Origin of the sequence: Clostridium sp. (genome assembly GCF_036569345.1) — a bacterium.
Lineage (GTDB): Bacteria > Bacillota > Clostridia > Clostridiales > Clostridiaceae > Clostridium_AD.
The window spans coordinates 1-25,952 of sequence record NZ_DATCQT010000198.1; the positions used below are offsets into that span (position 1 = coordinate 1).

The 25,952-nt window shown below is 30.4% G+C and carries 25 protein-coding genes; 13 read left to right on the forward strand and 12 right to left on the reverse strand.

The window, feature by feature from the left end:
* The first annotated feature begins 143 nt into the window (after positions 1 to 143).
* Positions 144 to 710 carry an orotate phosphoribosyltransferase gene (pyrE, locus tag VIM70_RS20860; RefSeq protein WP_331947712.1) on the forward strand — a complete coding sequence of 189 codons (567 nt, stop codon included), beginning with the start codon at positions 144 to 146 and terminating at the stop codon, positions 708 to 710.
* Positions 711 to 876: 166 nt separating this feature from the next.
* Here pyrE and VIM70_RS20865 read toward each other — a convergent pair whose 3' ends face one another.
* From VIM70_RS20865 to VIM70_RS20900, 8 genes are all read right to left on the reverse strand, one after another.
* Positions 877 to 1,272, reverse strand: a complete 396-nt coding sequence (locus VIM70_RS20865; RefSeq protein WP_414648734.1) for an isochorismatase family protein — start codon at positions 1,270 to 1,272, stop codon at positions 877 to 879.
* Between the two features lie 16 nt (positions 1,273 to 1,288).
* A complete protein-coding gene (locus VIM70_RS20870; RefSeq protein ID WP_331947713.1) occupies positions 1,289 to 1,936 on the reverse strand; it encodes an MBL fold metallo-hydrolase in 648 nt (215 codons plus the stop codon).
* A gap of 23 nt (positions 1,937 to 1,959) precedes the next feature.
* Positions 1,960 to 3,156, reverse strand: coding sequence for a multidrug efflux MFS transporter (locus tag VIM70_RS20875; RefSeq protein WP_331947714.1), 1,197 nt, complete (start codon positions 3,154 to 3,156; stop codon positions 1,960 to 1,962).
* Between the two features lie 72 nt (positions 3,157 to 3,228).
* Complete coding sequence (locus VIM70_RS20880; RefSeq protein WP_331947715.1) at positions 3,229 to 4,062, reverse strand: AraC family transcriptional regulator; 834 nt, start codon at positions 4,060 to 4,062, stop codon at positions 3,229 to 3,231.
* A 249-nt stretch (positions 4,063 to 4,311) separates the two neighbouring features.
* On the reverse strand, positions 4,312 to 4,602 hold the full coding sequence (locus VIM70_RS20885; RefSeq protein ID WP_331947716.1) for a hypothetical protein: 291 nt from the start codon (positions 4,600 to 4,602) through the stop codon (positions 4,312 to 4,314).
* A gap of 269 nt (positions 4,603 to 4,871) precedes the next feature.
* Complete coding sequence (locus VIM70_RS20890) at positions 4,872 to 6,317, reverse strand: transposase (protein WP_331947717.1); 1,446 nt, start codon at positions 6,315 to 6,317, stop codon at positions 4,872 to 4,874.
* An 18-nt stretch (positions 6,318 to 6,335) separates the two neighbouring features.
* Positions 6,336 to 6,737, reverse strand: coding sequence for an IS200/IS605 family transposase (gene tnpA / locus VIM70_RS20895; protein ID WP_331947718.1), 402 nt, complete (start codon positions 6,735 to 6,737; stop codon positions 6,336 to 6,338).
* Between the two features lie 52 nt (positions 6,738 to 6,789).
* A complete protein-coding gene (locus tag VIM70_RS20900) occupies positions 6,790 to 6,981 on the reverse strand; it encodes a helix-turn-helix transcriptional regulator (RefSeq protein WP_331947719.1) in 192 nt (63 codons plus the stop codon).
* Between the two features lie 300 nt (positions 6,982 to 7,281).
* On the opposite strand from VIM70_RS20900, the gene VIM70_RS20905 reads away from it, so the two are divergent.
* Positions 7,282 to 7,617, forward strand: coding sequence for a hypothetical protein (locus tag VIM70_RS20905; protein ID WP_331947720.1), 336 nt, complete (start codon positions 7,282 to 7,284; stop codon positions 7,615 to 7,617).
* Between the two features lie 633 nt (positions 7,618 to 8,250).
* On the opposite strand, the gene pflA is transcribed toward VIM70_RS20905, so the two are convergent.
* A complete protein-coding gene (pflA, locus tag VIM70_RS20910) occupies positions 8,251 to 8,976 on the reverse strand; it encodes a pyruvate formate-lyase-activating protein (RefSeq protein WP_331947721.1) in 726 nt (241 codons plus the stop codon).
* Positions 8,977 to 9,009: 33 nt separating this feature from the next.
* Positions 9,010 to 11,238 (reverse strand): formate C-acetyltransferase, encoded by a 2,229-nt coding sequence (gene pflB / locus VIM70_RS20915; RefSeq protein WP_331947722.1) that lies wholly within the window; start codon positions 11,236 to 11,238, stop codon positions 9,010 to 9,012.
* 540 nt (positions 11,239 to 11,778) lie between these two features.
* Between pflB and VIM70_RS20920 the strand changes: the two genes are divergently transcribed.
* From VIM70_RS20920 to VIM70_RS20970, 11 genes are all read left to right on the forward strand, one after another.
* The gene (locus VIM70_RS20920; RefSeq protein ID WP_331947723.1) at positions 11,779 to 12,609 is read left to right on the forward strand and encodes a hypothetical protein; all 831 of its coding nucleotides are present in this window, start codon (positions 11,779 to 11,781) and stop codon (positions 12,607 to 12,609) included.
* Between the two features lie 16 nt (positions 12,610 to 12,625).
* The gene (locus VIM70_RS20925; RefSeq protein ID WP_331947724.1) at positions 12,626 to 13,423 is read left to right on the forward strand and encodes a sugar phosphate isomerase/epimerase; all 798 of its coding nucleotides are present in this window, start codon (positions 12,626 to 12,628) and stop codon (positions 13,421 to 13,423) included.
* Positions 13,424 to 13,620: 197 nt separating this feature from the next.
* The gene (tig, locus tag VIM70_RS20930; protein WP_331947725.1) at positions 13,621 to 14,913 is read left to right on the forward strand and encodes a trigger factor; all 1,293 of its coding nucleotides are present in this window, start codon (positions 13,621 to 13,623) and stop codon (positions 14,911 to 14,913) included.
* A 218-nt stretch (positions 14,914 to 15,131) separates the two neighbouring features.
* Positions 15,132 to 15,716, forward strand: a complete 585-nt coding sequence (gene clpP / locus VIM70_RS20935) for an ATP-dependent Clp endopeptidase proteolytic subunit ClpP (RefSeq protein WP_331947726.1) — start codon at positions 15,132 to 15,134, stop codon at positions 15,714 to 15,716.
* Between the two features lie 33 nt (positions 15,717 to 15,749).
* The gene (gene clpX / locus VIM70_RS20940) at positions 15,750 to 17,042 is read left to right on the forward strand and encodes an ATP-dependent Clp protease ATP-binding subunit ClpX (RefSeq protein ID WP_331947727.1); all 1,293 of its coding nucleotides are present in this window, start codon (positions 15,750 to 15,752) and stop codon (positions 17,040 to 17,042) included.
* 264 nt (positions 17,043 to 17,306) lie between these two features.
* The gene (gene lonB / locus VIM70_RS20945) at positions 17,307 to 18,989 is read left to right on the forward strand and encodes an ATP-dependent protease LonB (RefSeq protein WP_331947728.1); all 1,683 of its coding nucleotides are present in this window, start codon (positions 17,307 to 17,309) and stop codon (positions 18,987 to 18,989) included.
* 232 nt (positions 18,990 to 19,221) lie between these two features.
* Positions 19,222 to 21,609 (forward strand): endopeptidase La, encoded by a 2,388-nt coding sequence (gene lon, locus VIM70_RS20950; RefSeq protein WP_331947729.1) that lies wholly within the window; start codon positions 19,222 to 19,224, stop codon positions 21,607 to 21,609.
* Entirely contained in the window at positions 21,590 to 22,192 is a 603-nt protein-coding gene (gene yihA, locus VIM70_RS20955) for a ribosome biogenesis GTP-binding protein YihA/YsxC (protein WP_331947730.1), read from the forward strand. The genes lon and yihA overlap by 20 nt, the downstream gene beginning before the upstream one ends.
* A 202-nt stretch (positions 22,193 to 22,394) precedes the next feature.
* Positions 22,395 to 22,787 carry a hypothetical protein gene (locus VIM70_RS20960; RefSeq protein ID WP_331947731.1) on the forward strand — a complete coding sequence of 131 codons (393 nt, stop codon included), beginning with the start codon at positions 22,395 to 22,397 and terminating at the stop codon, positions 22,785 to 22,787.
* A gap of 105 nt (positions 22,788 to 22,892) precedes the next feature.
* Positions 22,893 to 23,123: a hypothetical protein gene (locus VIM70_RS20965; protein ID WP_331947732.1), complete on the forward strand. Its 231-nt coding sequence runs from the start codon at positions 22,893 to 22,895 to the stop codon at positions 23,121 to 23,123.
* A 54-nt stretch (positions 23,124 to 23,177) separates the two neighbouring features.
* A complete protein-coding gene (locus tag VIM70_RS20970) occupies positions 23,178 to 24,167 on the forward strand; it encodes a hypothetical protein (protein WP_331947733.1) in 990 nt (329 codons plus the stop codon).
* A 95-nt stretch (positions 24,168 to 24,262) separates the two neighbouring features.
* On the opposite strand, the gene VIM70_RS20975 is transcribed toward VIM70_RS20970, so the two are convergent.
* Together VIM70_RS20975 and VIM70_RS20980 are read right to left on the reverse strand one after the other, a co-directional pair.
* On the reverse strand, positions 24,263 to 24,640 hold the full coding sequence (locus VIM70_RS20975; RefSeq protein ID WP_331947734.1) for a polymer-forming cytoskeletal protein: 378 nt from the start codon (positions 24,638 to 24,640) through the stop codon (positions 24,263 to 24,265).
* Positions 24,641 to 24,933: 293 nt separating this feature from the next.
* Positions 24,934 to 25,893, reverse strand: coding sequence for a VCBS repeat-containing protein (locus VIM70_RS20980; protein ID WP_331947735.1), 960 nt, complete (start codon positions 25,891 to 25,893; stop codon positions 24,934 to 24,936).
* Positions 25,894 to 25,952 lie beyond the last annotated feature (59 nt).

A 25,952-nucleotide genomic window follows, 5' to 3' on the forward strand; every position in this document is an offset into this window, starting at 1 on the left:
AGCAAAGATAGGTGTGAGATTTAGAAATTAATAAAAATAAAGATTAACATTAACATTAACAAAGATAAGTAAGAAATTATTCGTATTATTTAGGGGTGGTTTCTTATCAAACTTATAATTAGATTATACAAGGAGGAGATATTATGAATATTAATGTTTTAGATATATTAAAAGAATCAGGTGCACTTTTAGAGGGACACTTTCTGTTATCTTCAGGAAGACATAGTAATAGATATTGCCAATGTGCAAAATTACTTCAGTATCCAGACAAGGCAGCGAAGGTTTTAAGTTTAGTAACTGATAAAATTAAAGATATAGATTTCGACATAGTTGTTGGACCTGCTATGGGTGGAGTAATAGTAGCTTATGAAATGGGAAGACAAACTGGAAAGCCTGCTATATTTACTGAAAGAGTAGATGGTAAGATGGAACTTAGACGTGGATTTGAAATTACTAAGGGTCAAAAAGTTTTAATTACAGAAGATGTAGTAACTACAGGGAAATCTTCCTTAGAAACTATTAAGGTTTTAAAAGAATTAGGTGCAGAAGTAATTGGAATATGTTGCATAGTAGACAGAGGAAGCAGCACTATAGATTATCCTATATACAGCGCTATAAAGTTAAACATAGAAAGTTTTGATCCAGCAGAATGCCCATTATGTAAAGTGGGAACACCATACATAAAACCTGGTAGTAGAAATATTAAATAAGATGATTTTTTCTTAGAGGATGCTATAACGAGAAGTATATATTGCTAAAATGCGCTCACGTTGCATTCTACGCAATATATACTTCTGTTAGCATCATCTAAGAAAAAAGATATCATAGATTTACGATTGGTGTACAATATATGAAGATTACGAATCAATAACTGATTTAAAAATTATTTTCTAAAATTTTTATAACTTCCTCAACTGATATAACATCAGCAAAATGTTTATTCCAAATCTTATAGTTATAAAACTCATAAAGTTTTTCGCCAGATAGATACTCATTATCGAAAGTTGTATTCGTTTCTTCTGGCATAATTATTTTATACTCATAATTAAAAGCACTTTTGCAAGTAGCGTCAATACAATATTCTGTTTGAAGTCCAACCAAAATGATTGTATCTATATTCTTGCTATCTAAATATTCCTTTAAATCAGTTTTATGAAAAGCACTATTATACTGCTTTTCAAAGATTACTTCATTGCTATTAGGTGATATTTCATCTAAAATCATTAGCTCGTAGTAATATATTGCGTTTTTTGCGTTTAAGGGTATCTCCAACTCTCAAAGGTGAATCTTAATTATATTTAAGGATAACAATCCCTGAATAATCTTTTATATTTGTTTTATTTAGTTCCAGTTTCTCATACTCTTTTTCTTTTAACCCTGAAACCGAAATAAATTTATCAACCGTTCCAAACAACAAATAACCTGGTAGCCCTAATGCCTTTGTTCTGTAATGCATAGGGATAACAATTGTTGGGTTTAGCTGTTTCATTACTTGAGTAGCATCAAAAGCATTAATTGTGGCTGATCCGCCAATAGGAAGAAGTAGTATGTCCACGCTTCCTATTTCTTCTATCTGTTTGGAATTTAAAATATGTCCTAGATCACCGCAATGACAAATATTTATTCCATCAATTTTAAAGTTATATACTGTGTTTTTCCCTCTCTTAGATCCTGAGACTTTATCATGAAATGTTTCCACTCCTTTTATCTCTATTCCATCTTTTGAAAAAATACCTAGTTCATTTATGCATACAAAGTTAGATTTGACCGCGTTTATATTATTATGATCACTATGATTATGACTTACAGATACTATATTAGCATCAATTTGAGGCAATTTATAACCTAACATTTTTTTAAATGGATCTGTTAGTACTTTTGTTCCATTCTCAGACGTTATCATAAAACATGATTGACCAAACCATTTAATTATCATCTTACATTACTCCTTTATTTTCTTTAATTTTGTAAAACATTTAGTTTCTTATAAACCTTAAAATAAACCCATACTGCATTTATAAATAACAATGCACTTGTGATAAAAAACACAGATCTTATTCCAAAGTACGCTGCCACTTGCCCGCCTAAAACTGCACCTACAAATACGCCTAAATACCCTGCTGCCATGTTAAAACCAAAAACTTTTCCTGTAAGAGAATTTGGTGTAATTTTCTTGATTAAGATACTAACAGAGGGCGTTAAACCAGCCGTAGTGAGTCCTAATAAAAAGCGAAGTCCCATTAACTGCCAAGGATTTTTTACAAAGGCTTGTGGTATAAAAATGATTCCTGCCATTATAAGTGCGACTAACATAACCTTATGTGTTCCAATTTTATCAGAAAGTCTTCCTAGTCTTGGAGCTGCGATTATATTTGCCAGCCCAGATGCTGAGAATGCCAATCCAGCGAGCAGCGCAATATGGCTCGTATTACCGGATAATTGCGTAATATATACTGTTATGATGGGTTCTACGCTATATAATGCCACTGCTAATACAAAAAAGGTTACAAACATGGTAATAGTCAAACTCTTTTCAGGGACACTACTCCATGTCTCCTTGAAACTAAGCGTCTTTTTATGTTCACGAGTAAAAGATTCCTTTACAAATAAAGCGGTTGTAATAAATGAAATCAGTAGCAATGCACCTGTTATAAAAAATACAGGTTGAAAACCAAAATTCTCTGCTATATAACCTCCAATCATTGGTCCAAGCAAAGAACCCGCAACACTTGCTGTTGAAAGTGTACCTAAAGCCTCTCCGGCGTGTTCCTTATCCGTCTGAGTTGCAATCAATGTAGTACATGCTGTGCCATAACCAGTTATAGCACCCTGTAATAATCTTAATCCAATCAGTTGATATACATTTTGTGCAAAACCCATACTTCCTATTACAATAGCCATTCCAAGGCTTGCACGTAAAATCATAGGTTTTCTTCCATACTTGTCTGCCGCGTAACCCCATATTGGTGAAAAAATCGCACAAATTATATAGGTAACACCAAAAGCAAGTCCTGATAATTGTGCAATTGAAGCTGTATTTGTAATTCCAAGATGTTTTATATAGAGTGGCAACACAGGGGCAATCTGACTCATTCCTATACTTGCTACAAATATACCAAACCAACAAACAATTAGATTTTTTTTCCATATCTCCAATAGTATCTTCCTCCTAATTTATAATTATGAACTAATTATAATCTTGAAAAGAAGATGATTCCATGTACTATTTTAATATCCATGGACATTTTTGATATAAAATTTTGAAGGACTGGTACCCTCAATTTTTTTAAATATCCTGCTAAAGTAAAATTCGTCAGTAAATCCAAGTACTTGTGCTATTTCTTTTATATTTTTATCACCTTCGATAATTAGTTCTTTGGCTTTATCAACTTTTATCTTATTAAAAAACTCAATTACAGAATAGCCTGTAGTTTCTTTAAAAGCTCTGGATAAATATGCTGATGACAGTTGCACTAGCTTAGATAAATCTGAAAGAGTCAGTTTATTATCTATATTGCATCGCATGTATTCTATAACTCTTTCAACTTTTAAGGATGTTGAATAATTCGTGTTATTGTTTTTTATATTTTGAAAGATTTCAAATAATAATTGTTGAAGTAAAGTCTTCGTAATAAACTCATAACCGGGCAATTTAGCATCCCAACCTTCAACCAATTTTTTAAATGTATCATTAATTTGATAGTAATCTTTTAATATTTGCACGAAATCTAGAGATAATGTATCATTATTCTTTGTAATATCCCATTTGTCACTATTAAATCCCACCGTTGCATAACTAAAATGTACTGTCAAACCATAAAGAGACTCCTCAGCGTCTGATTTTATAGAAAATTGTGCATTAGGGCAAATGTATAACAGCGTACCTTCTTTAAACTCATATCTTTTATGTTGAAGTATAATATGTCCCTTACCTCCAGTAATAAAAATGAGTTCATGATGCTGAATTGTTCTATTAATAGTTCTATTTGAAAATTTCAATACATCGCTCGGTTGCCTACTATTGCAATAATGAAGTTGAAAAAATAAGTTGTTTATATTCATATTTCCCTCCAAATTTTAAGATAAAGCCCAAAAATAAATACGCTCTTTCCATTTTAATTAAGTGAATTAGTTTCTATTTCTAACTAGTATATATATTTTACCATTAGGTTTGTTTGATTTAAATTACAGAAGATCATTTTGCTTATTTCCTCTATTGATTTATATAATGTTATAGAGATTTTTTAGATATAAATTATTTGTATTAATCTAATCATACAAAATAAATAACAAAAAAGGCAGAAAATTATATTAAATCTTCTGCCTTTCTTGTTTCTGAATCTCTAAATATGTTTTATACATTAAATCCTTGAGAACTAAAACTGCATCTTCTGAAGAATAATTATAGGTTGTCATCATCTCTTTGATCATCGCAGTAAATATTCTATGATATTTATTGCGATCTACAGTTATTTGATATTCTCCAAGAATTGGGTAAAGTTTAGTCCATTCATCAACATAACTATTTGCTCTCTGCATAGGTACTTCAGTTATTATCGACTTATCATCCTTCAATAGATAATCACAACTTATCTTTAGCACTTCAGCTAATCTTGCTATTTTCGCAGTTTCTGGGAAAGCTAAATCAGATTCCCATTTAGAAATAGTCTGCCTTCTGATACTCCCACGCCCAAAGCCATGGGGTTCTTAGGTAGATTAACTTCTCCCATACTCTCATTTATTAAAATCTAATAAATTACAACATACAAGTACTAATTAACTTCTCTAAAACTTCCACTATCAATTATCCCAATGGACAAATTAACGATAGTATAAGGCTCATATCAAAACCTTTTTTATCTTATTTAATTTTATATTCCCATGCTTAATATTGTTTTATTATTACTATTTTGTATTCTTTTTATCTCTTTATCATATAGTGCTTTAAAATTATTAAATTCTTTTAAACATAAATTTTTATTTATTTCTTCTAAGTTATCTTTGATATTCATTATTAAAAAGCTACTATAACAATCTCGTTGTATCTTAAACCCTTTAAATTCATTCCATCTTTCTGACAATTCTTTTTTAATATGTTTATCTTCTATATGATTGTATTGACTTGCTTTTACTTTCCATGTGTTTACTTTAAATAATTCTGTATTATGCCATTTTAGTTTGTTATCTAATATAGTCAAAAGCATACTCGGTGCCTTATTTGCTAAACTCTTTCCAAATCTCTTCTTTTTATTGAATTTACCATTTTTATTAATAGTAGTTTCTTTTGCTCTTGATTGGAGTCCTTTATAGTTCATTGTTTCTACTAATATCCTGTTTCCTAAAGAAATTATATAATTAGCTAATTTTTCATGACTTTGCTTTCTTATGCAAGTTTGTTTTCTTTGAATTTCTCTTAGCTCGTTTTGCGACTTAATATATTTCTTAGATTTTATCCAAATTAGTTTAATTCCATTTTTAATTGTTCCATTTTCATTATAGTTGTTAGGATTATTAGAATGTCTTTGTCTATCTAATTTTCTTTGCAATAATATTTTTCTGGATTGTATATTTTCAACTTCTGGGCATAACTCTAATAATTTAACTTCGTTCTTACTACTAATAGCTATAGTTTTAGTTCCAATATCAATTCCGACATTGCCTTCACCTGTGCTATTCCTAACTCCCCCTGTTTCTCTGTTATATTTAATAGGTGGAATCCCTTCTAATATTAATTGAACATAATATTTATATTTACCACGAACAAACTTTCTAACTATTCTACAATATTTAATTTTATTTAACAAAGATATTTGTATATACTCATCATTTTTATTTATAACAACATTTATATCTAGTCTATTCCATTTTAATTTGTTACCTATGAACCTAATACCCGTTTCATTTGATTTTCCTTCAACACTGTTCATTTCACCATATTTTTTAAAATACACCCGATTAGATTGATGCAACATTAATTTTTGGAATGCACCAAAGCATCTTGTAGCAATTTTTTGTGTAGTGAAACTATCTATATTGTCTTTAAAATGTTTTTGAATAGTTTTAACATATTTATGGAGTGAATATTCTGTTAAACCATATTTTTCATTTAATTCAACGAACTTTTTATTTCGCTCTCTACATTTTATCATCTTAATTACTTTCATATATTCTTTAGATTCTTTCATATGATAATATCTTTTATATAATTCGCCTAAACAACTATTATAGATATTTCTACTTATTTCTAATCTTTTGTTTAATATATCTTCTTGATATATTTTTATATCTAATTTTAGTGTTAAAGTATAATTTGACACAATATTCACCTCACTTTTTTAATATCTTGTTTTTTGATTTTCTACATACATCTTTATTGTTTCACTACTTACATTTCCCGCAGTCGATATAAAATAGTTTCTAGTCCATAGGCTAGGCATCTTATTTAATTCTAAGAACTCGCCTCTCAAAACATTGCTTGTTACACTTTTTATTTTCTGCATAATATCCGAAGGACTTAATGTTGGCAGACAATTTAAAAACATATGTGTATGGTCTTTATCACATTCAATTGCAATAATCTCAACATCTATCTCGTCGCATATATATTTTACCATATGTTTAAATCTTTCTTCTACATTAGGTATTAAGAATATTTTCCTTCTATATCGTGGACAAAATATAAAATGATAATTAATTAAAGATACCGTTGTTTTAGTAGTTCTATATTTATTTTCCATAGTCTTATTATGTCACAATTCATGTATGTTTATACTATATTTATACACAATATTAAATATGGTTTTTGTTTGTTATGCTATTCATCCCACACCTAAAGGAGTGGGCTTTCCGCATAGACCTTGTAACACCTAAAACTTCAGCTAATTGGTCTTGTGTCAAATTGACATTTTTTCTTGCCTTGGCTATTTTATCCCCTGTTTTCATTCTATCAGTCCTTTCTGCTTTATGGTTTAATTGTACCATTCCACAATGAAAAGCCAAACCAACCCAGTGTTTCTAAAAGCAACCTGTAGTTGCTTTAATTCGTTCACTAATACCTTTGATTTCATTTATCGACATGTTGGCAAATACATTATCCACATTGTTATCATAAATATTAAGGCTATTTTCGTAAATATTGTGGGTATTATTTTTATATGATACAATATATTTACAATATTTGTGTTAAATAGTTTGTTATGAATATAAATACCTTGTTTAAACGATTAGAAATATCACTTGTGGATTTTTTATAATTATAAACTAAGAGGGAGTGTTAGAATTATGAATAATATATTTGTAATAATTAGTATAATAGTAGGCTCTTGCACTATCTTGTATGGAATGACGAGAACGGAAATAAATTTCGATATGCTTAAATATGCTTTAACCACAGATACTAAAATTGAAAATAAAAAGAGATTTATGACAGCATACAAAATTAATTCTTTAATAGTAGGATTTTTGTTTTTTTTATTCGGTTTTTTAGTGTTTGTAAAGGTGATTTCGGAAAGGTATATGGGTTTGTATTTCATATCAATAATTGTTTTAAGAGGCATAATGAGATTGTTTATTCAATTTAAATATACTAAAAAGCCAAGCAAAGAAAGAAACATATAAACCCAACAGCCTTCCGGCTAAAAGAATTTTGGGTGAGGATTATTGAGATTTATCATCTTTTTACGTTCTTCGACTTTGTTCCACCAAAGCGCAAAAGTCTCTACCATAAATATAGATATACATAATAATATGAACTTTCTCCGGAAGTGACTTTGAACTTCGTGTTTTGAAATAAGAAAAGCAGAAAGAATTGAAAATTCATTTAGAAATTTTTGTTTAACGAATATTACATTCAAAACATAGGTACTACATTTGCAGCCTACCGGCTAAAAGAATTTTGGGTGTGAATTATTGAGATTTATCATGGTTTTACGTCCTTCGACTTTGTTCCACCAAAGCACAAAAGTCTTTATCAAAAATATAGATATGTATAATAATATGAACTTTCTCCGGAAGTGACTTGAAATAAGAGGCGAAAAAACTATTGAAATTCGATTTATAAATTCTTCTTTTGCGAATATAAAATTCTCGTGAGCCTGACAGGAGGTCAGGCTAGCGAACCCGAGACAGGACGTCGAGTGTAAGCGTCAGAGAATTTTATATGAGCAAAGGATTAGAATTTGTTAATTGAATTTCCAGCTTTGAGCCCGTTTGCAAGTAATGCAGGAGAAAGTTCATATGGATTGCACTATGCTATTTGATATTTACTAATTTATTTATTAGTGTTTGAAGTTCATTAGTTTTGTCTTTATCCATCGGTTCTACCCCTTTTAACTTATAGGGAATACCCAGAGCTTCATATTTAGTAACACCTAGAACATGATAGGAAAGAAGTTCTACTTTATCAACATTTGGTACTTCATCACTAATGATTTTAGCAAGTTTAGTTATATGCTCTATAGAATCTGTAATTCCTGGTACAACAACATGTCTTACCCAAACTCTAGATTTAGATTTCCTTAATGCTTCTAAAAATGTATTAACATCTGTTGCATCTTTTCCGGTTAATGCAACATAACCTTTACCAGTTGTTTGTTTTATATCTAAAAGCACTAGATCTGTATATTTTAATATCTCATCATAATTACCATCACCAAAACCAGCAGTATCAATGGCGGTATGAATGCCATTTTGCTTACATAATTTTAAACATTCAAGCAGAAATTGTGGTTGAAGTAGTGGGTCACCACCAGAGAAAGTGACTCCACCAGAAGATCTATTAAAATATGGTTTGAATCTAACAATTTTTTCAAGAATTTCATTTGGTGTCATTTCTATTCCACCACTTAGCATCCAAGTGTCGGGGTTATGGCAATAGGCACATCTTAATTTGCAACCTTGAAAAAAAATTACTACTCTTATTCCAGGACCATCAACAAGTCCCATGCTCTCTATAGAATGAATTTTACCTTTTGCCATATATACTCCTCCTTCACATTGATAAAAATTTAATTAGATTTTTTTATGAAAAGTTCTGCTTATAACTTCGAGCTGTTGTTCTTTTGATAACCTATTAAAATGAACAGCATATCCTGAAACCCTTATTGTGAGTGTTGGGTATTTATCTGGATTATACATAGCATCAATTAAAACTTCTCTATTTAGAACATTTACATTTAAGTGATGTGCACTTTGTGCAAAATACCCATCTATTAGGAAAACTAAATTGTTTATTCTTGTAGGTTCATCTATTCCAAGTGCAACGGGGATTATTGAAAAAGTATTTGAAACTCCATCTTGGCAATAAGTCCTATAAGGAATCTTAGCAACTGAGTTTAATGATGCGAGTGCTCCGTTCTCATCATGACCTTGAGTTGGGTTTGCTCCGGGGGCAAGGGGTATACCTTGTTTCCTTCCATCAGGAGTTGAACCTGTCTTCTTGCCATAAACTACATTAGAAGTAATAGTAAGTGCTGATAGAGTATGCTCTGCGCCCTTATATGCAGGATGTAATTTAAGATCATCACTGAATTCTTTAATAAGTTCAACAGCTAAATCATCAACTCTATCATCGTCGTTTCCGTATTTAGGGAAATCTCCTTCAGTTTTAAAATCAACAGTTATACCTTTTTCATTTCTTATTGGAGATACCTTAGCAAATTTTATAGCACTTAGGGAGTCAGCTGCAACAGAAAGTCCGGCTACTCCAAAAGCCATGAAGTATTTTAAATCAGTATCATGAAGGGCAAGTTGACCTGCTTCATAAGCGTATTTATCATGCATATAATGTATAGTGTTCATTGTATTTACATACATATCAGCAACATATGCCAAAACCTTTGAGTACATTTTTCTAACTGTTTTGTAGTCAAGAATATCATCAGTTATCGCATCGATGCCAGGAACTACAAGCTTGCCTTTTAATTCATCGATTCCACCATTAATAGATAGTAATAATGATTTTGCAAGGTTAGCACGTGCTCCAAAGAATTGCATTCTCTTTCCGATTTCCATAGCAGATACGCAGCATGCAATGCCGTAATCATCTCCATAAATTGGTCTCATTATATCATCATTTTCATACTGTAATGCATCAGTTTCAATTGACATTTTAGCACAGTATTTTTTAAAGGTTTCTGGTAATTTTTCTGACCAAAGCACTGTCATGTTAGGTTCTGGCGCCGATCCTAGGTTTGTTAATGTATGAAGGAATCTAAATGAAGTTTTAGTTACCATTGGCTTGCCGTTGATAGCAACGCCACCTATTGATTCAGTTACCCAATTTGGATCTCCACCAAATAATTCATTGTACTCAGGTGTTCTAAGATGTCTTGCCATTCTAAGCTTAATTACGAATTGATCAATAATCTCTTGAGCTTCATCTTCAGTAATTATTCCTGCTTCTAAGTCTTTCTCAAAATAAATATCTAAAAAAGTAGTAGTACGTCCAAGAGACATTGCAGCTCCATTATTTTCTTTTATTCCTGCAAGGTATCCAAGGTAAACAGCTTGTACAGCCTCGCATGCACTAGTAGATGGTTTTGAAAGATCGATACCGTATTTTAAAGCCATACTTTTTATTTGACCAAGAGCCCTTATTTGCATACTTAATTCTTCTCTATGTCTTATTAAATCGTCTGTTGCATGCCCTGTAAATTCTTTTAAATCTTTTTTCTTTTGATCTACTAGAAAATCTAATCCATAAAGTGCTATTCGTCTATAATCTCCTATTACGCGACCTCGACCATAAGCATCTGGAAGTCCTGTTAATAATCCTACATTTCTTGCAACTTTCGTAGCATCGGTGTATGCATCAAAAACTCCTTCGTTATGGGTTTTTCTATATTTAGGGAAAAATTCTTTTATATCTTTGTTTAACTTGTAACCATATTCTTCTAGTGATTGCTCTACCATTCTAAATCCACCAAATGGGTTTACTATTCTTTTTAATGGAGCATCTGTTTGTAATCCAACAATCACTTCATTTTCTTTATCTATATATCCAGGTGCAAAATTATCAATTCCCGCAATTTCATTAGTTTCTACATCGATAATACCTTTTTTAATCTCTTCTATAATAAGTGAGTTGGCTTTATCCCAAACTTTAGTAGTTTTATCAGTTTTTCCTGCTAAAAAACTATCATCACCTTCATATAGTGTATAATTTTTTTGAATAAAGTCTTTTACATCTATTTGATCTTTCCACATATCGCCTTTAAAACTATTCCATTGTTTAAACATTTTTGTTCCTCCTTATAATATATCAATTTATTCATATTTTCTAAATTTATTATTTTGTTTTATAGTTAATTAGATTGAATCTACCAATATATTTATTATAATATTAAAAGTGAAACAGTACAAGCATTTTTTAAAATAAATAAAATTAAGAATATTACAATAATTGTTAATATGTTGAAAACAAACGGTTTATAGGCGATATATATATTTAAACAAAACAATAACAGAGCCATTATAAAGTGAAACAACTCTGAATTATATTATTTTATAAGAAGATGAGAGGTTTAACTATTTAAAATTTGGATAATTTGCATAAGTTTAGATGCTGAATTCAGTTTGATCATATTTTATGAAAATAGAGATAGTTTAGAGACTACATATTATGAAGATAAAAACCTATAAAAGATAAAACATCTCCAAAAAACCATGTTATTTTTATATATAATAAGGTATACTAAATATGATGCTGCTAACTAACAGGAAATCCGTATGGAGAATGATTTGGCAGTAACAGAGTATTAATTATTGGAGGTAGATTTGATGAAAAAACCGAGCATGTTTAGCAAAAATTATGATAAAGAAGTCAAAAGAAGAAAAAGAATAATAATATTAATGATTATTGTACCTATAATAGGTTTAAGTATATTTTTAACCACAAATTTTAATGGTTTATTAAGTAAATCAAAAGACAATAAAGAAACGAAAGAAGTTGTTAAAGGGCAAACAAATACTGAGAATCCCAAAGATCTACAGGCAACGGTAGCTTTAAAAGCAAAAGCAAAAGCAGCATTAAAAGCAGAGGCTGATTTAAAAGCAAATGCAAAAGGTGGGACCCTTCTTGCAACAATGCCTGATGGGAAAAAAATCAGTGTTGAATATAATGTAGTAGCAGGAGAAAAAAACATAAAGGGTGTAATAAGCAATAAAGATATATTATATGATATAAGCCCAAGTAAAAAAGCAATAGTAATGCAGAGCAAAAGCACTCAGGATTTACTATACTTTGATGTAAACAAAATCAGTAAAGATATCACAAAAAAAGTACATACATCCAGTAAAAATGAAAATTTTTCAAAGCAGGATAAGCTTAAGGTTAGTCCAAATTACATTTGGTCCATTAATCCTAAGTTTATTGATGAAGATAACATTGCATATGTTAGTGAATTGCCTTGGATGAATGAAAAGTCGGAGCAATATATATGGAAGATAAATTTGAAAAGTAATGTTCATATGCAGGCAAAACCAGCATCTGGTACAAATATAACTTTTAAAAGTATAACTCCTAAGGGGCTAGAGGCAAATATAGATGGTAACAGCGTGTATGTAAATTCTTTAGGTGAAGTAACCTCATCGGGTGAGGTAACCAAATAGGGAAAGAGGTAAAGTAATGGATATAGGACTATCTTCAGCCTGCTTTTATCCTAATTTGCACACTGAAAACAGCATAGAAAAGATGAAAGGGTTAGGATTTAATCATGGTGAAATATTTTTAAATACAGTTAGTGAATATGAGGAAGATTTTTTAAAAATTCTTTTAGAAAAAAAAGAGTTTTATAAATTCAATATAAATTCAGTTCATGCATTTGCAGGTTCTTTTGAACCATATCTTTTTGATAAATATGACAGAAGACGTAGCGACATGTTAAATCATTTTAAAAAAGTTTGCAGGGCAGCAAAAATTTTAGGTGCAAGCTGTTATACATTTCATGGTATGCGCCTTGCAGAATTTAGTGAGATTGACACTAAATTTATAATAGACATATATAATGAACTTTTGTATATTGCGTCAGAGTCTGGTATTAAATTGGCACAGGAGAATGTATCTTGGTGTATGTCGTCGAATTTAAAATTTTTAAATCTTTTATCTGATTCCTGTAAGTACCCAATATATTATACATTAGATCTGAAACAAGCATGTAAAGCCAATGTCCCTATAGAAAAATATATAAATGTTATGGGCAGTAGTTTAGTAAACCTTCATATTAATGATAGAGATGAAAAATCCCCTTGCCTATTACCTGGAAAAGGAAGTTTGATTTATGAAGATATATTAAATTACCTTAAGAAGGTCAACTATAGTGGAAAAGGGATAATAGAGGTTTATAGTAATAATTATTTGAAGTATCAGGAACTTACAAATTCTAAGGATTTTCTTTTAAAAATATTTAAGGATAGTTTGGAATAATAAATTAGTTTTGTAGAGATAACATATTTAGGTTATTGTTTGATCAAAATTACTTGTAAATTATATAAGCTTTGGTTATAATCATAAGTATTAGACTATTTAAGCAAATATGCTTGATAATATTTGTAAATACCTTAAAAGTTATGTTATAATATTTAAGGTAATAAGCATGTGTGAACATTAGGAGGAGTAATATAATGAACATTAAAATGGAAAAATTAGAAAAAAATATTATTAAATTAGAAATAACAGTAGAAGCTGAAAGATTTGGTAAATCTCTTAAAAAATCTTGTACTAAAAACTCAAAAACTATAAATATACCTGGATTCAGAAAAGGTAAAGCTCCAATGAATATAATAAAGAAAATGTATGGTGAAGGTGTCTTCTTTGAAGATGCTATAAATTTTTGCTGTGATGATACATATCCAGAAGCTTTAAAGCAGTATGATATAAGCCCATTGGATTATCCTAAGATTGATGTTATTGAAATAGGCGAAGGAAAAGATTTTGTATATACTGCGTCAGTTTCAGTAGTGCCTGAAGTTAAAATTGGAGAATACAAAGGTGTAGAAGCTAAGAAAACTAAATATAGTGTAACAGATGATGAAATTGAAAATCAACTAAAAGGAATGCAAGAAAAAAATGCAAGAATTGAAACAAAGGCTGATGGAGTAGTTGCAATGGGTAACATAGCAATTATAGACTTCAAAGGATTTATTGAAGAAACTCCATTTGAAGGCGGAGAAGGAACAGACTTTGAACTTGAAATTGGTTCAGGATCATTTATCGATACTTTTGAAGAACAATTAATTGGTTTAAAAGTTGGAGATACTAAAGAAGTTAAAGTTAATTTCCCAGAAGCATATGGAAGAGAAGACTTAAACGGAAAACTTGCAACTTTTAATGTAACTATAAAAAGTATGAAGGATAAGGAATTACCAGCTATTGATGATGAATTCGCTAAAGAAGTATCAGAATTCGATACTTTAGAAGAATTAAGAGGTAACATTAGAAAAACACTTGAATTGTCAAGTGTAGATAGAGAAAAGAAAGAATTTGAAGAAGCTGTTATGGATGCAGTTTGTTCAAATGTTGAAATGGATATTCCGGAAATTATGGTAAAAAGAGAAACTGATATAATGTTAAAAGATTTAGAAAATAAATTAAAACAACAAGGTTTAGATCTTGAATCATATTATCAATACACTAATAATACTGAAGAAAAAGTTAGATCATTTATGAAAGAATCAGCTGAAAAGAGAGTTAAAACTGATTTAGTAATAACAGAGATAGGAAAAATAGAAAAAATTGAAGCTAGTGATGAAGAAATGCTTGCAAAAGCTAAACAAGTTGCTGCTCAATATGGAGATAAAGATATAGATAAAACTGCAGATTTAATTATGGAAGCACAAAAACAATATTTAAAAGTGGACGTTGTAAATGAAAAAATAATAAAAATGTTAGTTGACAGTGCTAAAGTTATTGCATAATTTTTAATAAAAGCATAATCTTTAATAAAATTATTAGTTCATATCACTAAAGTTATAACATAATTTATACTGAAATTAATTGCCAGATATTTTTCTGGCAATTAATTTTGAATATAGGATAAAATTATATGATTAAAAAATAATTACTTGGGATAGAATTAAGGAATAGATTACCTACTTAAACAATATTATTATTAGAGAGTAAAGGAGTGAGTTATATGAGTTTGGTGCCAATGGTTGTTGAACAAACTAATCGGGGAGAAAGATCTTATGATATTTATTCAAGATTATTAAAAGAGAGAATAATTTTTCTAGGAGAAGAGGTTAATGATGTCACTGCCAGTTTAATTGTTGCTCAGTTATTATTTTTAGAATCTGAAGATCCTGACAAAGACATTTATTTATATATAAATAGTCCTGGTGGATCAATTACTGCAGGTATGGCTATCTATGATACAATGCAGTATATAAAGCCAGAAGTTTCAACTATTTGTATTGGCATGGCAGCATCTATGGGATCTTTCTTATTGAATGCTGGAGAAAAGGGGAAAAGATTTGCATTACCTAATAGTGAAATATTGATACATCAGCCTTTAGGTGGATTTCAAGGCCAGGCAACTGATATTGATATCCATGCAAAAAGAATTATGAAAACTAAAGAGACACTAAATAGAATATATAGTGAAAGAACTGGACAAACAATTGAAAAAATTCAACATGATGTTGAAAGAGATTATTTCATGAGTGCAGAGGAAGCTAAAGAGTACGGATTAATAGATGATATTTTAACTAAAAAGAAATAACAACAAAATAATTACTATAATAGAGGTGAAAATATGACAAAGTTTGATGAAAAAAAACAACTTAAATGTTCCTTTTGTGGTAAAACCCAAGAACAAGTGAGAAGACTAATTGCTGGACCAGGAGTTTATATCTGTGATGAGTGTATAGAATTATGTTCAGAGATAATTGTAGATGAATTTCAGGGAGATGTTGAACTAGATTTAGGGGCACTTCCAAAACCTGCAGAAATAAAAAAATATATAGATGAATATGTTGTAGGGCAAGATACAGCTAAAAAATCATTGGCAGTAGCTGTATATAATCATTACAAAAGAGTAAATTCAAATGTTAATGAAGGCGATGTGGAACTTCAAAAAAGTAATATATTATTACTTGGACCTACAGGTTGTGGTAAGACACTACTCGCTCAAACCTTAGCAAAGTATTTAAATGTACCTTTCGCTATTGCAGATGCCACTACACTTACTGAAGCTGGATATGTAGGGGAAGATGTAGAAAACATTCTCCTCAAATTAATACAAAATGCTGACTATGATGTAGAAAAGGCAGAAAAAGGTATTATATATATAGATGAAATAGATAAGGTAGCTAGAAAATCTGAAAATCCTTCAATAACTAGGGATGTATCTGGAGAAGGTGTTCAACAGGCGTTACTTAAAATACTTGAAGGAACTACAGCATCAGTTCCACCACAAGGAGGAAGAAAACATCCTCACCAAGAGTTTATTCAAATTAACACAGCAAATATTTTATTTATATGTGGAGGAGCATTTGATGGACTTGACAAAATTATTGAAAAAAGAACTAGGACTACGTCTGTTGGTTTTGGAGCTGAAATAAGATCTAAAGAGGAAGTAAATGTAGGCGAATTATTAAAGTCTATAATGCCAGGAGATTTACTGAAATTTGGGTTAATTCCAGAATTCGTAGGTAGGCTTCCAATAGTTGTTACTCTTGAAGCTTTAGATGAAGAGGCATTAGTTAAAATTCTTAGTGAACCTAAGAATGCTTTAATTAAACAATATAAGAAATTGTTTGAGATGGATAATGTGGAATTAGAGTTTGAAGAAGCAGCGTTAAAAGCTATAGCTAAAGAAGCTATTAAAAGAAAAACTGGAGCAAGGGGACTAAGATCTATTATAGAAGATACAATGAAAGAAATTATGTTTGATATTCCATCAAATGAAGAAGTATCTAAAGTAATAGTAAACGAGGAAACTATTAGAACTAGAATTCCGCAACTAGTTTTGGCTGAAAGTGGGAAAAGAGAGAAATTAAAGATTACAAAAAAAATAATAAGTAAAAAAGGTCCAGAAACAGCTTAGTAGTAAATTAAGAATATTAATATAGGGAAAGACAGATTTTATATCTGTCTTTTTTTCTATTTTAACCAAATAGATAAATTAATTTAGGTTTATAATTTTGAAGATTAAAAAAAATAAAAAAGTATGATAATTATATGGAAAAAAAGAATATATTAAGCTTCACTTGTGCATAATATCAAATGATGCATTATTTACTAAAATATGCAAATTCAATATGTGAAGGGAGGATTAGTTTAATATATTCATTATTAAACTTTAAATAATATGACAACAAAACTTTTTATGGGTATACAACTTTTTTTTACAATAGTTATTGGATTATATTTTTTCAATGCACTAAGAAATCAGCAAAGCAGTAAGGTGGTTGTAAATAAAGAAAATAAAAAAGAAATGGAAAATTTGAAAAAAATGAAGCAAATAAGACTTACGCAACCACTCACAGAAAAAAGCAGACCAACAAGGTTTGAAGAGGTTATAGGGCAAGAAAAGGGAATCAAAGCATTACAAGCTGCAATATGTGGTCCTAACCCCCAACACGTAATAATTTATGGCCCGCCTGGGATAGGAAAAACAGCAGCGGCTAGATTAGTGCTCGAAGACGCTAAAAAAAGAGATAAATCTCCTTTTAAAGAATACTCTAAGTTTGTAGAAATAGATGGAACAACTGTTAGATTTGATGAGAGAGGTATAGCAGACCCTCTTATTGGGTCAGTCCACGATCCGATTTATCAAGGGGCTGGACCCTTGGGAGTAGCGGGAGTGCCACAACCAAAGCCAGGAGCAGTTACAAAAGCACATGGTGGAATTCTATTTATTGATGAAATAGGAGAGCTACATCCCATAGAAATGAATAAGCTACTTAAGGTACTCGAGGATAGAAAAGTATTTTTAGAAAGTGCATATTATAACCAAGAAGATCCTAACATGCCGAATTATATTAAAGAGGTATTCGATGAAGGACTTCCAGCCGATTTTAGGCTTATAGGAGCAACAACACGTAATCCAGAAGAAATAATGCCAGCAATAAGGTCGAGGTGCATAGAAATATTTTTTAGAGCACTCCTTCCAGAGGAATTACAAGAAATTGCTAAAAACTCAATAAGTAAAATAGGTCTTAAAATTTGTGATGAAGCATTAAAACTTGTAGGCAAATATTCTAGCAATGGACGAGATACAGTCAATTTAATTCAGCTAGCTAGTGGAATGGCAATTAATGATGAAAGAGATGAAGTAAGTATAGAAGACATTGAATGGGTTATAGAAAATGGGCATTACTCGCCAAGGCTAGAGTCTAGGATATCAGATAAACCACAGATTGGGTATGTAAACGGGTTAGCGGTTTACGGAGCTAATATAGGAGCAGTAATGGAAATTGAAGCTAGTGCTAAAAGAGTAAAGCTTAGAAAAGGTGTTCTTAAGATTACAGGAATTATTGAGGAAGAGGAAATAAGCAGTGCAAATAAAAAACTTACAAGAAAAAGTACTGCGAGATCTTCAGTAGAAAATGTAATTACAGTCCTAGAGAAATATTTTAATATAGATTGTGATGATTATGATATTCATGTAAATTTTCCAGGCGGGTCACCAGTTGATGGTCCATCTGCTGGGGTAAGCATAACAACTGCAATTTACAGCGCGATAAAAGGAATACCCGTTGATAACATGGTTGCAATGACAGGAGAGATATCAATACATGGCAGGGTAATGCCAATAGGTGGGGTCAATGCAAAAATTGCTGCTGCGAAAAAAGCAGGAGCCACAAGGGTTATTATTCCAAAGGAAAATTGGCAAGATAGTTTTAAAAACATTGAAAACATTAAAATTATACCAGTAATAGATATTAGTGAGGTAATTCGCGAAGCATTACTTAAGGAATTACCTAAAAAAATTCCAGTCACATTTGAGCCAGATGTAGATGTTATAGCAGCTGAATCATTGAAAATATAACATGTTTTTATTTGAAAAAGGTAATCCCTATTTAATTATAGTGGCTTGCCTTATTTATTTTAAGTTTCGAAGTATTGAAATATAACTATATTATAGGTATAATATAGTAGTCAAACTATAAAAATATAATGAATAAATATTTTTATTTTGTAAAATGTCCGTGGTAAAATTAGAATTCTTGATTTTACCTTAATAAATGACGATTAATATAATATAGAAAAGAGGGAGAAAAATGGATAAAAACACACAACTTCTTCCATTAATTCCGCTAAGAGGTATGAATATATTTCCATATATGGTGTTGCATTTTGATGTTGGTAGAGAAAGATCTATACTTGCATTAGAAGATGCAATGCTAAATAATCAAGAAATTTTTCTGGTTTCACAAAAACAATCAAAAATCGAAGAACCAGAAGAAAAGGATATATATAGCATTGGTACTATTTGTAATGTAAAACAAATATTAAAGTTACCAGGAGATACAATTAGGGTACTAGTTGAAGGAATAAAAAGAGGAAGAATTTCGGAGTACAAAGATATGGACCCTTTTGTAAGGGTGGAAGTAGAAATTGTTGAGGATGAAGAGTGCGTAGATGATAAGAAATGTAAGGCATACATTAGAATTATTGATAAAGCCTTTGAAGAATACGTAAATTTATCAGCTAATAATTTTCCGGATGCTTTATTTAGTTTAGAAGAAACAGAAGAGCCAGGAAGATATTGTGATATTGTAAGCTCATATTTAATATTAAAGCCAGAGACAAAACAAGAATTGCTTGAAATATTAGAAGTTACTAAAAGGCTTGAGAAATTGTTATTCATATTAAAAAATGAGGTTGCAGTATTAAAAATAGAAAAGAAAATTGGAACTAAAGTAAAAGTTAGAATTGATAAAATCCAAAAAGAATATTATTTAAGAGAACAAATGAAAGCTATACAAGAAGAATTAGGAGAAGAAGACGAAAATAAGAGAGAAATAGCCGAATATGAAATTAAAATAAAAAAGGCGAAACTTCCTAAAGAAGCTAAAGAAAAAGCAATATATGAACTAAATAGATTAAAAAGCTCAGGAAATTATTCTGCAGAGAGTGGAGTATCAAGAGCTTATTTAGATTGGATACTAGCTCTACCTTTTAATAAGTTGACTAAAGATAATATTGATATTAAAAAGGCTAGGGAAGTTTTTGATACTGAACATTATGGTCTTGAGGATGTTAAAGAAAGAATAATAGAATATTTAGCAGTCAAAAAAATTAGTAAAACACTAAAGGGACCTATACTTTGTTTGGTAGGGCCTCCAGGGGTTGGAAAGACATCTATAGCAAAGTCTGTTGCTAATGCATTAAATAGAAACTTTGTTAGAATGTCACTTGGTGGAGTAAAAGATGAGGCAGAAATAAGGGGACATAGAAAAACTTACGTGGGTGCAATTCCAGGTAGAATTATATATGCAATGAAACAAGCTGGATCAAAAAATCCATTATTCCTATTAGATGAGATAGATAAAATGAGTGGGGATTCTAAGGGTGATCCTGCGGATGCACTTTTAGAAGTTTTGGATAGTGAACAAAATGCAAGTTTTAGGGATCATTACCTGGAACTAGATTTTGATTTATCTAATGTTCTGTTTATAACTACCGCAAATAAATTAGATACAATACCAAGGCCTTTATTAGATAGAATGGAAGTTATTGAGGTATCGGGATACACTTCAGAAGAAAAATTTCACATTGCTAAAAACCACCTTATTCCTAAAATGTTAAAAGAACATAATATGGAAGATAGTAAAATAATTTTTTCTGATTCTTCAATAAGTTGTATTATCGAAAATTATACTAGGGAATCAGGGGTTAGAAGTCTAGAACGGCAAATCGCTTCTGTTATTAGAAAAGTTATAACGGAAATGGTAGAAAAAAATAAAGAAAATGTTAATGTTACAATGACTGATGTTAAAAGATACTTGGGGCCTGCTTTATATACCTATGATAAAGCTGAACAAGAAGATAAAGTGGGTGTTGTAACTGGACTAGCATGGACTGAAGTTGGTGGGGTTACCTTACCTGTAGAGGTAAGTGCTATGGAGGGAACTGGTAAACTTCAACTTACTGGCCAATTAGGAGATGTTATGAAAGAATCAGCTAAAGCTGGATACAGTTATGTTAGAGCTAATGCAAGCAAATATAATATTAATAAAGATTTTTATAAAAATAAAGATATTCATATTCATGTACCTGAGGGAGCGGTGCCTAAAGATGGTCCATCAGCGGGAGTAACTATGATAACTGCGATGGTATCTGCTTTAACTAACAGAAAGGTAAGACATAACATAGCAATGACAGGGGAGATTACGCTTACAGGACGGGTCCTACCTATTGGCGGGCTAAAAGAAAAATCATTAGCTGCCTATAGAGCAGGAATTGATACAATTATAATTCCTAGGGAGAATGAAAAAGACATACAAAAGATACCAAAGAGTATTAAGGATAAACTAAAATTTATAATTGCAAGTAAAGTAGAAGATGTACTTGAAAACGCATTAGTAGAAAATAAATTTCTTGAAAATGTATTTCTTGAAAATAAATTAGATGGAGAGATAAATAATGGAAATAAAACAATCTGAATTCATAATTTCAGCAGTGAAACCTGCTCAGTATCCCACAGATAATAAAGTAGAGTATGCTTTTGTTGGAAGATCCAATGTAGGCAAGTCTTCTTTAATAAATACTTTAACGAATAGACGAAAGCTTGTTAAAGTTAGTGGTACACCTGGAAAAACTAGACTTATAAACTTTTTTTTAATAAACAATGGCTTTTATTTTGTTGATTTGCCAGGTTATGGATATGCTAAAGTATCTAAATCCGAGCAAGCTAAATGGGGTAAGATGATGGAGGACTATTTAGTACGTAGACCTCAGCTCCAAAAGGTAGCATTACTCGTGGATTGTAGACATAAGCCAACTAAAGATGATCTTCTGATGTACGGGTGGATTAAACATTTTGGTTATGAAGTTGTAATAGTTGCAACAAAAAAAGATAAGTTAAACAGAACAGAGCTTGTTAAAAATAATAAGCTAATAAGGGAAACTTTTGCACTAGAGGAGTCTGAAGAGATTATCAATATATCTTCACTCAAAAAAACCGGTGTTAAAGAATTGCTAGAGAATATGTTTAATGATACTGACAGTGAAGAATCAAAGATATAAATAAAATTATAGACCTACATTACAATGTGAAGCTAATATAAAGCGAACAAAGTGGTGAGGTCTATTTTTTATTTTTTGTTTTTTATTTTGTTGATTATTCTGTGTCAATATATTTCTATAAGAATAGTATATATTAGAAACAAAAGAAAAAGGTTTTCAAGTTTAACGGATAAAAATAATTTAAAAGGAGGGGGGAAATCAAATGGATATGAATAGCTTGTTAAGTGGATTAGCAGAATCACAAAAAAATAATAAAAAATGTGATTGTGATTGTGACAACAATAACAACGGCATCTTCGGTGGAGGAAACTCAATAGTTTTGATCATAATTTTATTATTGATATTTTGCGGTCAAGGTCAAGGAGTAGATAATGGCACTGTCTGCGGATGCGATCCGAAACACTGCAAAGAACTTTGTAGATGTGGACCAACTAATAATAATGGCATATTTGGCTTAGGTGGATTTGGTGGCGGATGCGGCGGCGGCAGTGGCATCTGGATAATAATCTTGATACTCTTATTAGTAGGTACTGGTAACAACAGAGGAAAAGGATGCACAAACAATATTATTAACTTAGACTGTGACGAAGAATAACTTTGACAATTGCTTGTAAATGCACAAATAGATAAATAATATGTTCTTAACTTTAGCTGAAAAATGTAACACATTAAAATTTGGCCCATGAAAGGGGAGTTTTATATGTCTAAAAAAAGAAGTTGTGGTTGCGGAAACGCACCAATAGTAGCAGCAGTTAGTCCAGTTGGAAGCTTATGCACAAATCCAATTTGTGCAATAATATTATTAATTATACTTCAAAGAACATGCCTACTTGAAAACAAAAACGCTTTCTTATTAATATTGTTATTCCTAGGTTTTTGTTTCTGTAGTAGACGTCCAGCACTTGCAGGAGTCGGCTGTGGAGGTTATTAGTTAAAAGAATCAGGGAGAGCTTATGCTCTCCCATTTATAAATGAGGTGATAAATTTGTCAAAACATCATAAGCATGATACAAATAACAATAATAATGTCAGTAACAATAACAGCAATGGTAATAGCAATAATAATGGAAACTACAACAATAATAATGGCAACAGCAATAATAATAATAACAACAATAATAATGGTAATGGGAATGAAAATGGAAATTCTAACAATAATGCACTAGCACAAATGTTTAATGGAAATGATGCTAATCCTTTAGTAGCTTTATTATCTGGTTTTCTTGGAGGAAATAATGGTGGTGGCAACAATATGATTCAAGGATTACTCTCAGGGATAGGGGGTAAGGACAATAATATTTTGGGAAGTTTGCTAGGTAGTTTAGGTGGTAAAGACAATAATATATTAAGCACTTTAATGGGAAGTTTAGGTGGGCAAGATAATAATATATTGGGAAATCTACTCGGTGGTCTAGGTGGGCAAGACAACAATATATTATCAAATTTAATGGGTAGCTTAAGTGGCCAAGGGAATAACGTGCAAGGGAATACAAATGCAACTTCAAATGGTACAAAAAAGAAAAATACAAATAATACAAAAAATACTCCCAATAATAATAGTAATGTTAGTAATAATAACTTCAATGAAAATAATGATTTAGAAAGTTCTAACGAAGACGGTCAAACTGAAATATTATCAAATATATTTTCGGGTATGGGTAGTATAGATTTAAGCCAGATTTCTGATATGTTAGCCGGGATAGATTTGAATAATTTAGATTTGAATAATTCAAATTTTACTGAAATGATGAATGCAATGGCAAATAATAATTCATTTGAAAATAATAATTCTTTCGAAAATAACGATGTTGAATTTAAACATACTGGTCCTAAAGAAAGCACACATAGTGTTTTGGAAGAATTAGAAGATAAGGATAAAGGACAACTAATATATATATTAGCTCACCTAGTAGATGAGAAAAAACTTGAAACTCTCAATAGAATTGTAGAAGAAAATTATAACGCTAAACAATAAAATTTTTATAAAAAAGTTAGCTTAGATGTTTTGTTATAATATCATTTTTAAAAACACATAAATTTTAAATTTATGTGTTTTGTTTTTTTAATCATTTATAGTGGATTATCTTCAATCTCAGGTGGTTCATGACCTATCATTGTACAATTGCCTTCAAGAATTCCACCTTCAGAAATTAATAATTTTTTTACTGAGATGTCACCTCTCACCTTACCATAACTTTCTATGGTTAAAGTATTTTTACAAGAGATGTTTCCATTAATTATTCCATTGATATATGCGTTATTGCAAATTGTGTTACCTTTTATATGTCCGGTTTCCCCCAACATTACATCATCTTCACAAATTAAGTCACCGTCAATAGAGCCATCTATTTTTAAAAGTCCATTACCAGTCAAAGATCCAATTATATAACATTGTTGACCAATTAAAGTTTCAATTCTATTTATATCTTTTTCCTTGTTAGTAAACATATAAAATCCCCTCCAATTAAATTATTATTTTTGAATTTAAATATATTTTAAAATGATAATGATTTTATGAAATGTCATGATTTTATAAAATATTATTATAAATTATATTTTATAATGAATAAAACAAAGTGAAAAGGTTAATATTATAAATGTAATCGGAGTTTAAATCTCCATTAGCATAAAATAATTTATTTTATGCATAACCCCCCCCCATCCCCCTTGGGACCGGTAATACGGTCCCTTTTGTAATTGTACAAAAGATATACTAATATTGTAAATAAGGTAATGCTTTTTTATTTAATGCTTAAAGAGCTTATCTTAAAAGTAGAAGTTTTATCATCATTAGGTAGAAGTTCTAGAATTAATTCTAAAGTATAGTTTGGTACTTCATTTAGGGAGCCTGTATTACCTCCTTTAAAATTTAATGTCCATAGGATTTGAGTGGCATTGCCTTCTTTGTCCCAATTAGTGTCTTTGAAAACACCATCCTGGAAACTTAATCTAATTTTTTTGTTAGATAAATCACCTAATAGTGAAATATCATTACCACTTAGACCAGGTGCGAAAAGTTCTTTTGATATATTTAATTCTGCAACTGGGAAACTTGCCATGAGATTTATAAAACCGGAAATGGTATTTTTGCCCATATAATTATCAGTGTAATTATAGTCGAAAGACATTAAGCTATTTTTAATTAAAATATAACTGGTGAAATTTGCTTTTCCATCTTTAATATTCCCAGATATAACTTTAGGCGTTTTATTATTTTTACTGTCTACAAAACCTAAGATATTGTTTGTGTTACAAAGTATATCATTAAATTTTTCACCATCCCAAAAAAATGCATGTTGAATAGCTTTATTCTCTGTAGAGGCTTTATCCTCTAAAGAGGCTTGAGTAAATATTTCAGGGATGTTATTTCTAGATATGTCCATTAAAGTAATTCTCATTGGCCAATTCACAGAATAGTTACCCACGGTGTTGATTTTTTTAGAAGGCTCAAGGTAATAGCTTTTATCTTCTGAATTTATTTGAATAGAATATTTATCCTTCTCTGTTTTTATGTAGAGAATATCCTTAACTCCGTCCCCAGTTAGATCAGATTGCATAACTTTGCTTTGATTGACAATACTAAAGGTACTTATTGTACTTTCTTTGAATAATAAGAAGAATGTAAGTGTTGTTGCAAAGACAATAATAGCTAGAGCATAATAAATAAATTTCTTCTTTAAAAATATTACTTGTAACTTCATATATTCCACCCCCCCCCTTTAGATTATATGTAACAAATATATATTTAATTATTTTATAT

Coding starts and splice junctions, on each gene's coding strand:
- pyrE (WP_331947712.1), top strand. CDS start 144: ATGAATATTAATGTTTTAGATATATTAAAAGAATCAGGTGCACTTTTA.
- VIM70_RS20870 (WP_331947713.1), bottom strand. CDS start 1,936: ATGATAATTAAATGGTTTGGTCAATCATGTTTTATGATAACGTCTGAG.
- VIM70_RS20880 (WP_331947715.1), bottom strand. CDS start 4,062: ATGAATATAAACAACTTATTTTTTCAACTTCATTATTGCAATAGTAGG.
- tnpA (WP_331947718.1), bottom strand. CDS start 6,737: ATGGAAAATAAATATAGAACTACTAAAACAACGGTATCTTTAATTAAT.
- VIM70_RS20900 (WP_331947719.1), bottom strand. CDS start 6,981: ATGGTACAATTAAACCATAAAGCAGAAAGGACTGATAGAATGAAAACA.
- VIM70_RS20905 (WP_331947720.1), top strand. CDS start 7,282: ATGAATAATATATTTGTAATAATTAGTATAATAGTAGGCTCTTGCACT.
- pflA (WP_331947721.1), bottom strand. CDS start 8,976: ATGGCAAAAGGTAAAATTCATTCTATAGAGAGCATGGGACTTGTTGAT.
- pflB (WP_331947722.1), bottom strand. CDS start 11,238: ATGTTTAAACAATGGAATAGTTTTAAAGGCGATATGTGGAAAGATCAA.
- VIM70_RS20920 (WP_331947723.1), top strand. CDS start 11,779: ATGAAAAAACCGAGCATGTTTAGCAAAAATTATGATAAAGAAGTCAAA.
- VIM70_RS20925 (WP_331947724.1), top strand. CDS start 12,626: ATGGATATAGGACTATCTTCAGCCTGCTTTTATCCTAATTTGCACACT.
- tig (WP_331947725.1), top strand. CDS start 13,621: ATGAACATTAAAATGGAAAAATTAGAAAAAAATATTATTAAATTAGAA.
- clpP (WP_331947726.1), top strand. CDS start 15,132: ATGAGTTTGGTGCCAATGGTTGTTGAACAAACTAATCGGGGAGAAAGA.
- clpX (WP_331947727.1), top strand. CDS start 15,750: ATGACAAAGTTTGATGAAAAAAAACAACTTAAATGTTCCTTTTGTGGT.
- lonB (WP_331947728.1), top strand. CDS start 17,307: ATGACAACAAAACTTTTTATGGGTATACAACTTTTTTTTACAATAGTT.
- lon (WP_331947729.1), top strand. CDS start 19,222: ATGGATAAAAACACACAACTTCTTCCATTAATTCCGCTAAGAGGTATG.
- yihA (WP_331947730.1), top strand. CDS start 21,590: ATGGAAATAAAACAATCTGAATTCATAATTTCAGCAGTGAAACCTGCT.
- VIM70_RS20960 (WP_331947731.1), top strand. CDS start 22,395: ATGGATATGAATAGCTTGTTAAGTGGATTAGCAGAATCACAAAAAAAT.
- VIM70_RS20965 (WP_331947732.1), top strand. CDS start 22,893: ATGTCTAAAAAAAGAAGTTGTGGTTGCGGAAACGCACCAATAGTAGCA.
- VIM70_RS20975 (WP_331947734.1), bottom strand. CDS start 24,640: ATGTTTACTAACAAGGAAAAAGATATAAATAGAATTGAAACTTTAATT.
- VIM70_RS20980 (WP_331947735.1), bottom strand. CDS start 25,893: ATGAAGTTACAAGTAATATTTTTAAAGAAGAAATTTATTTATTATGCT.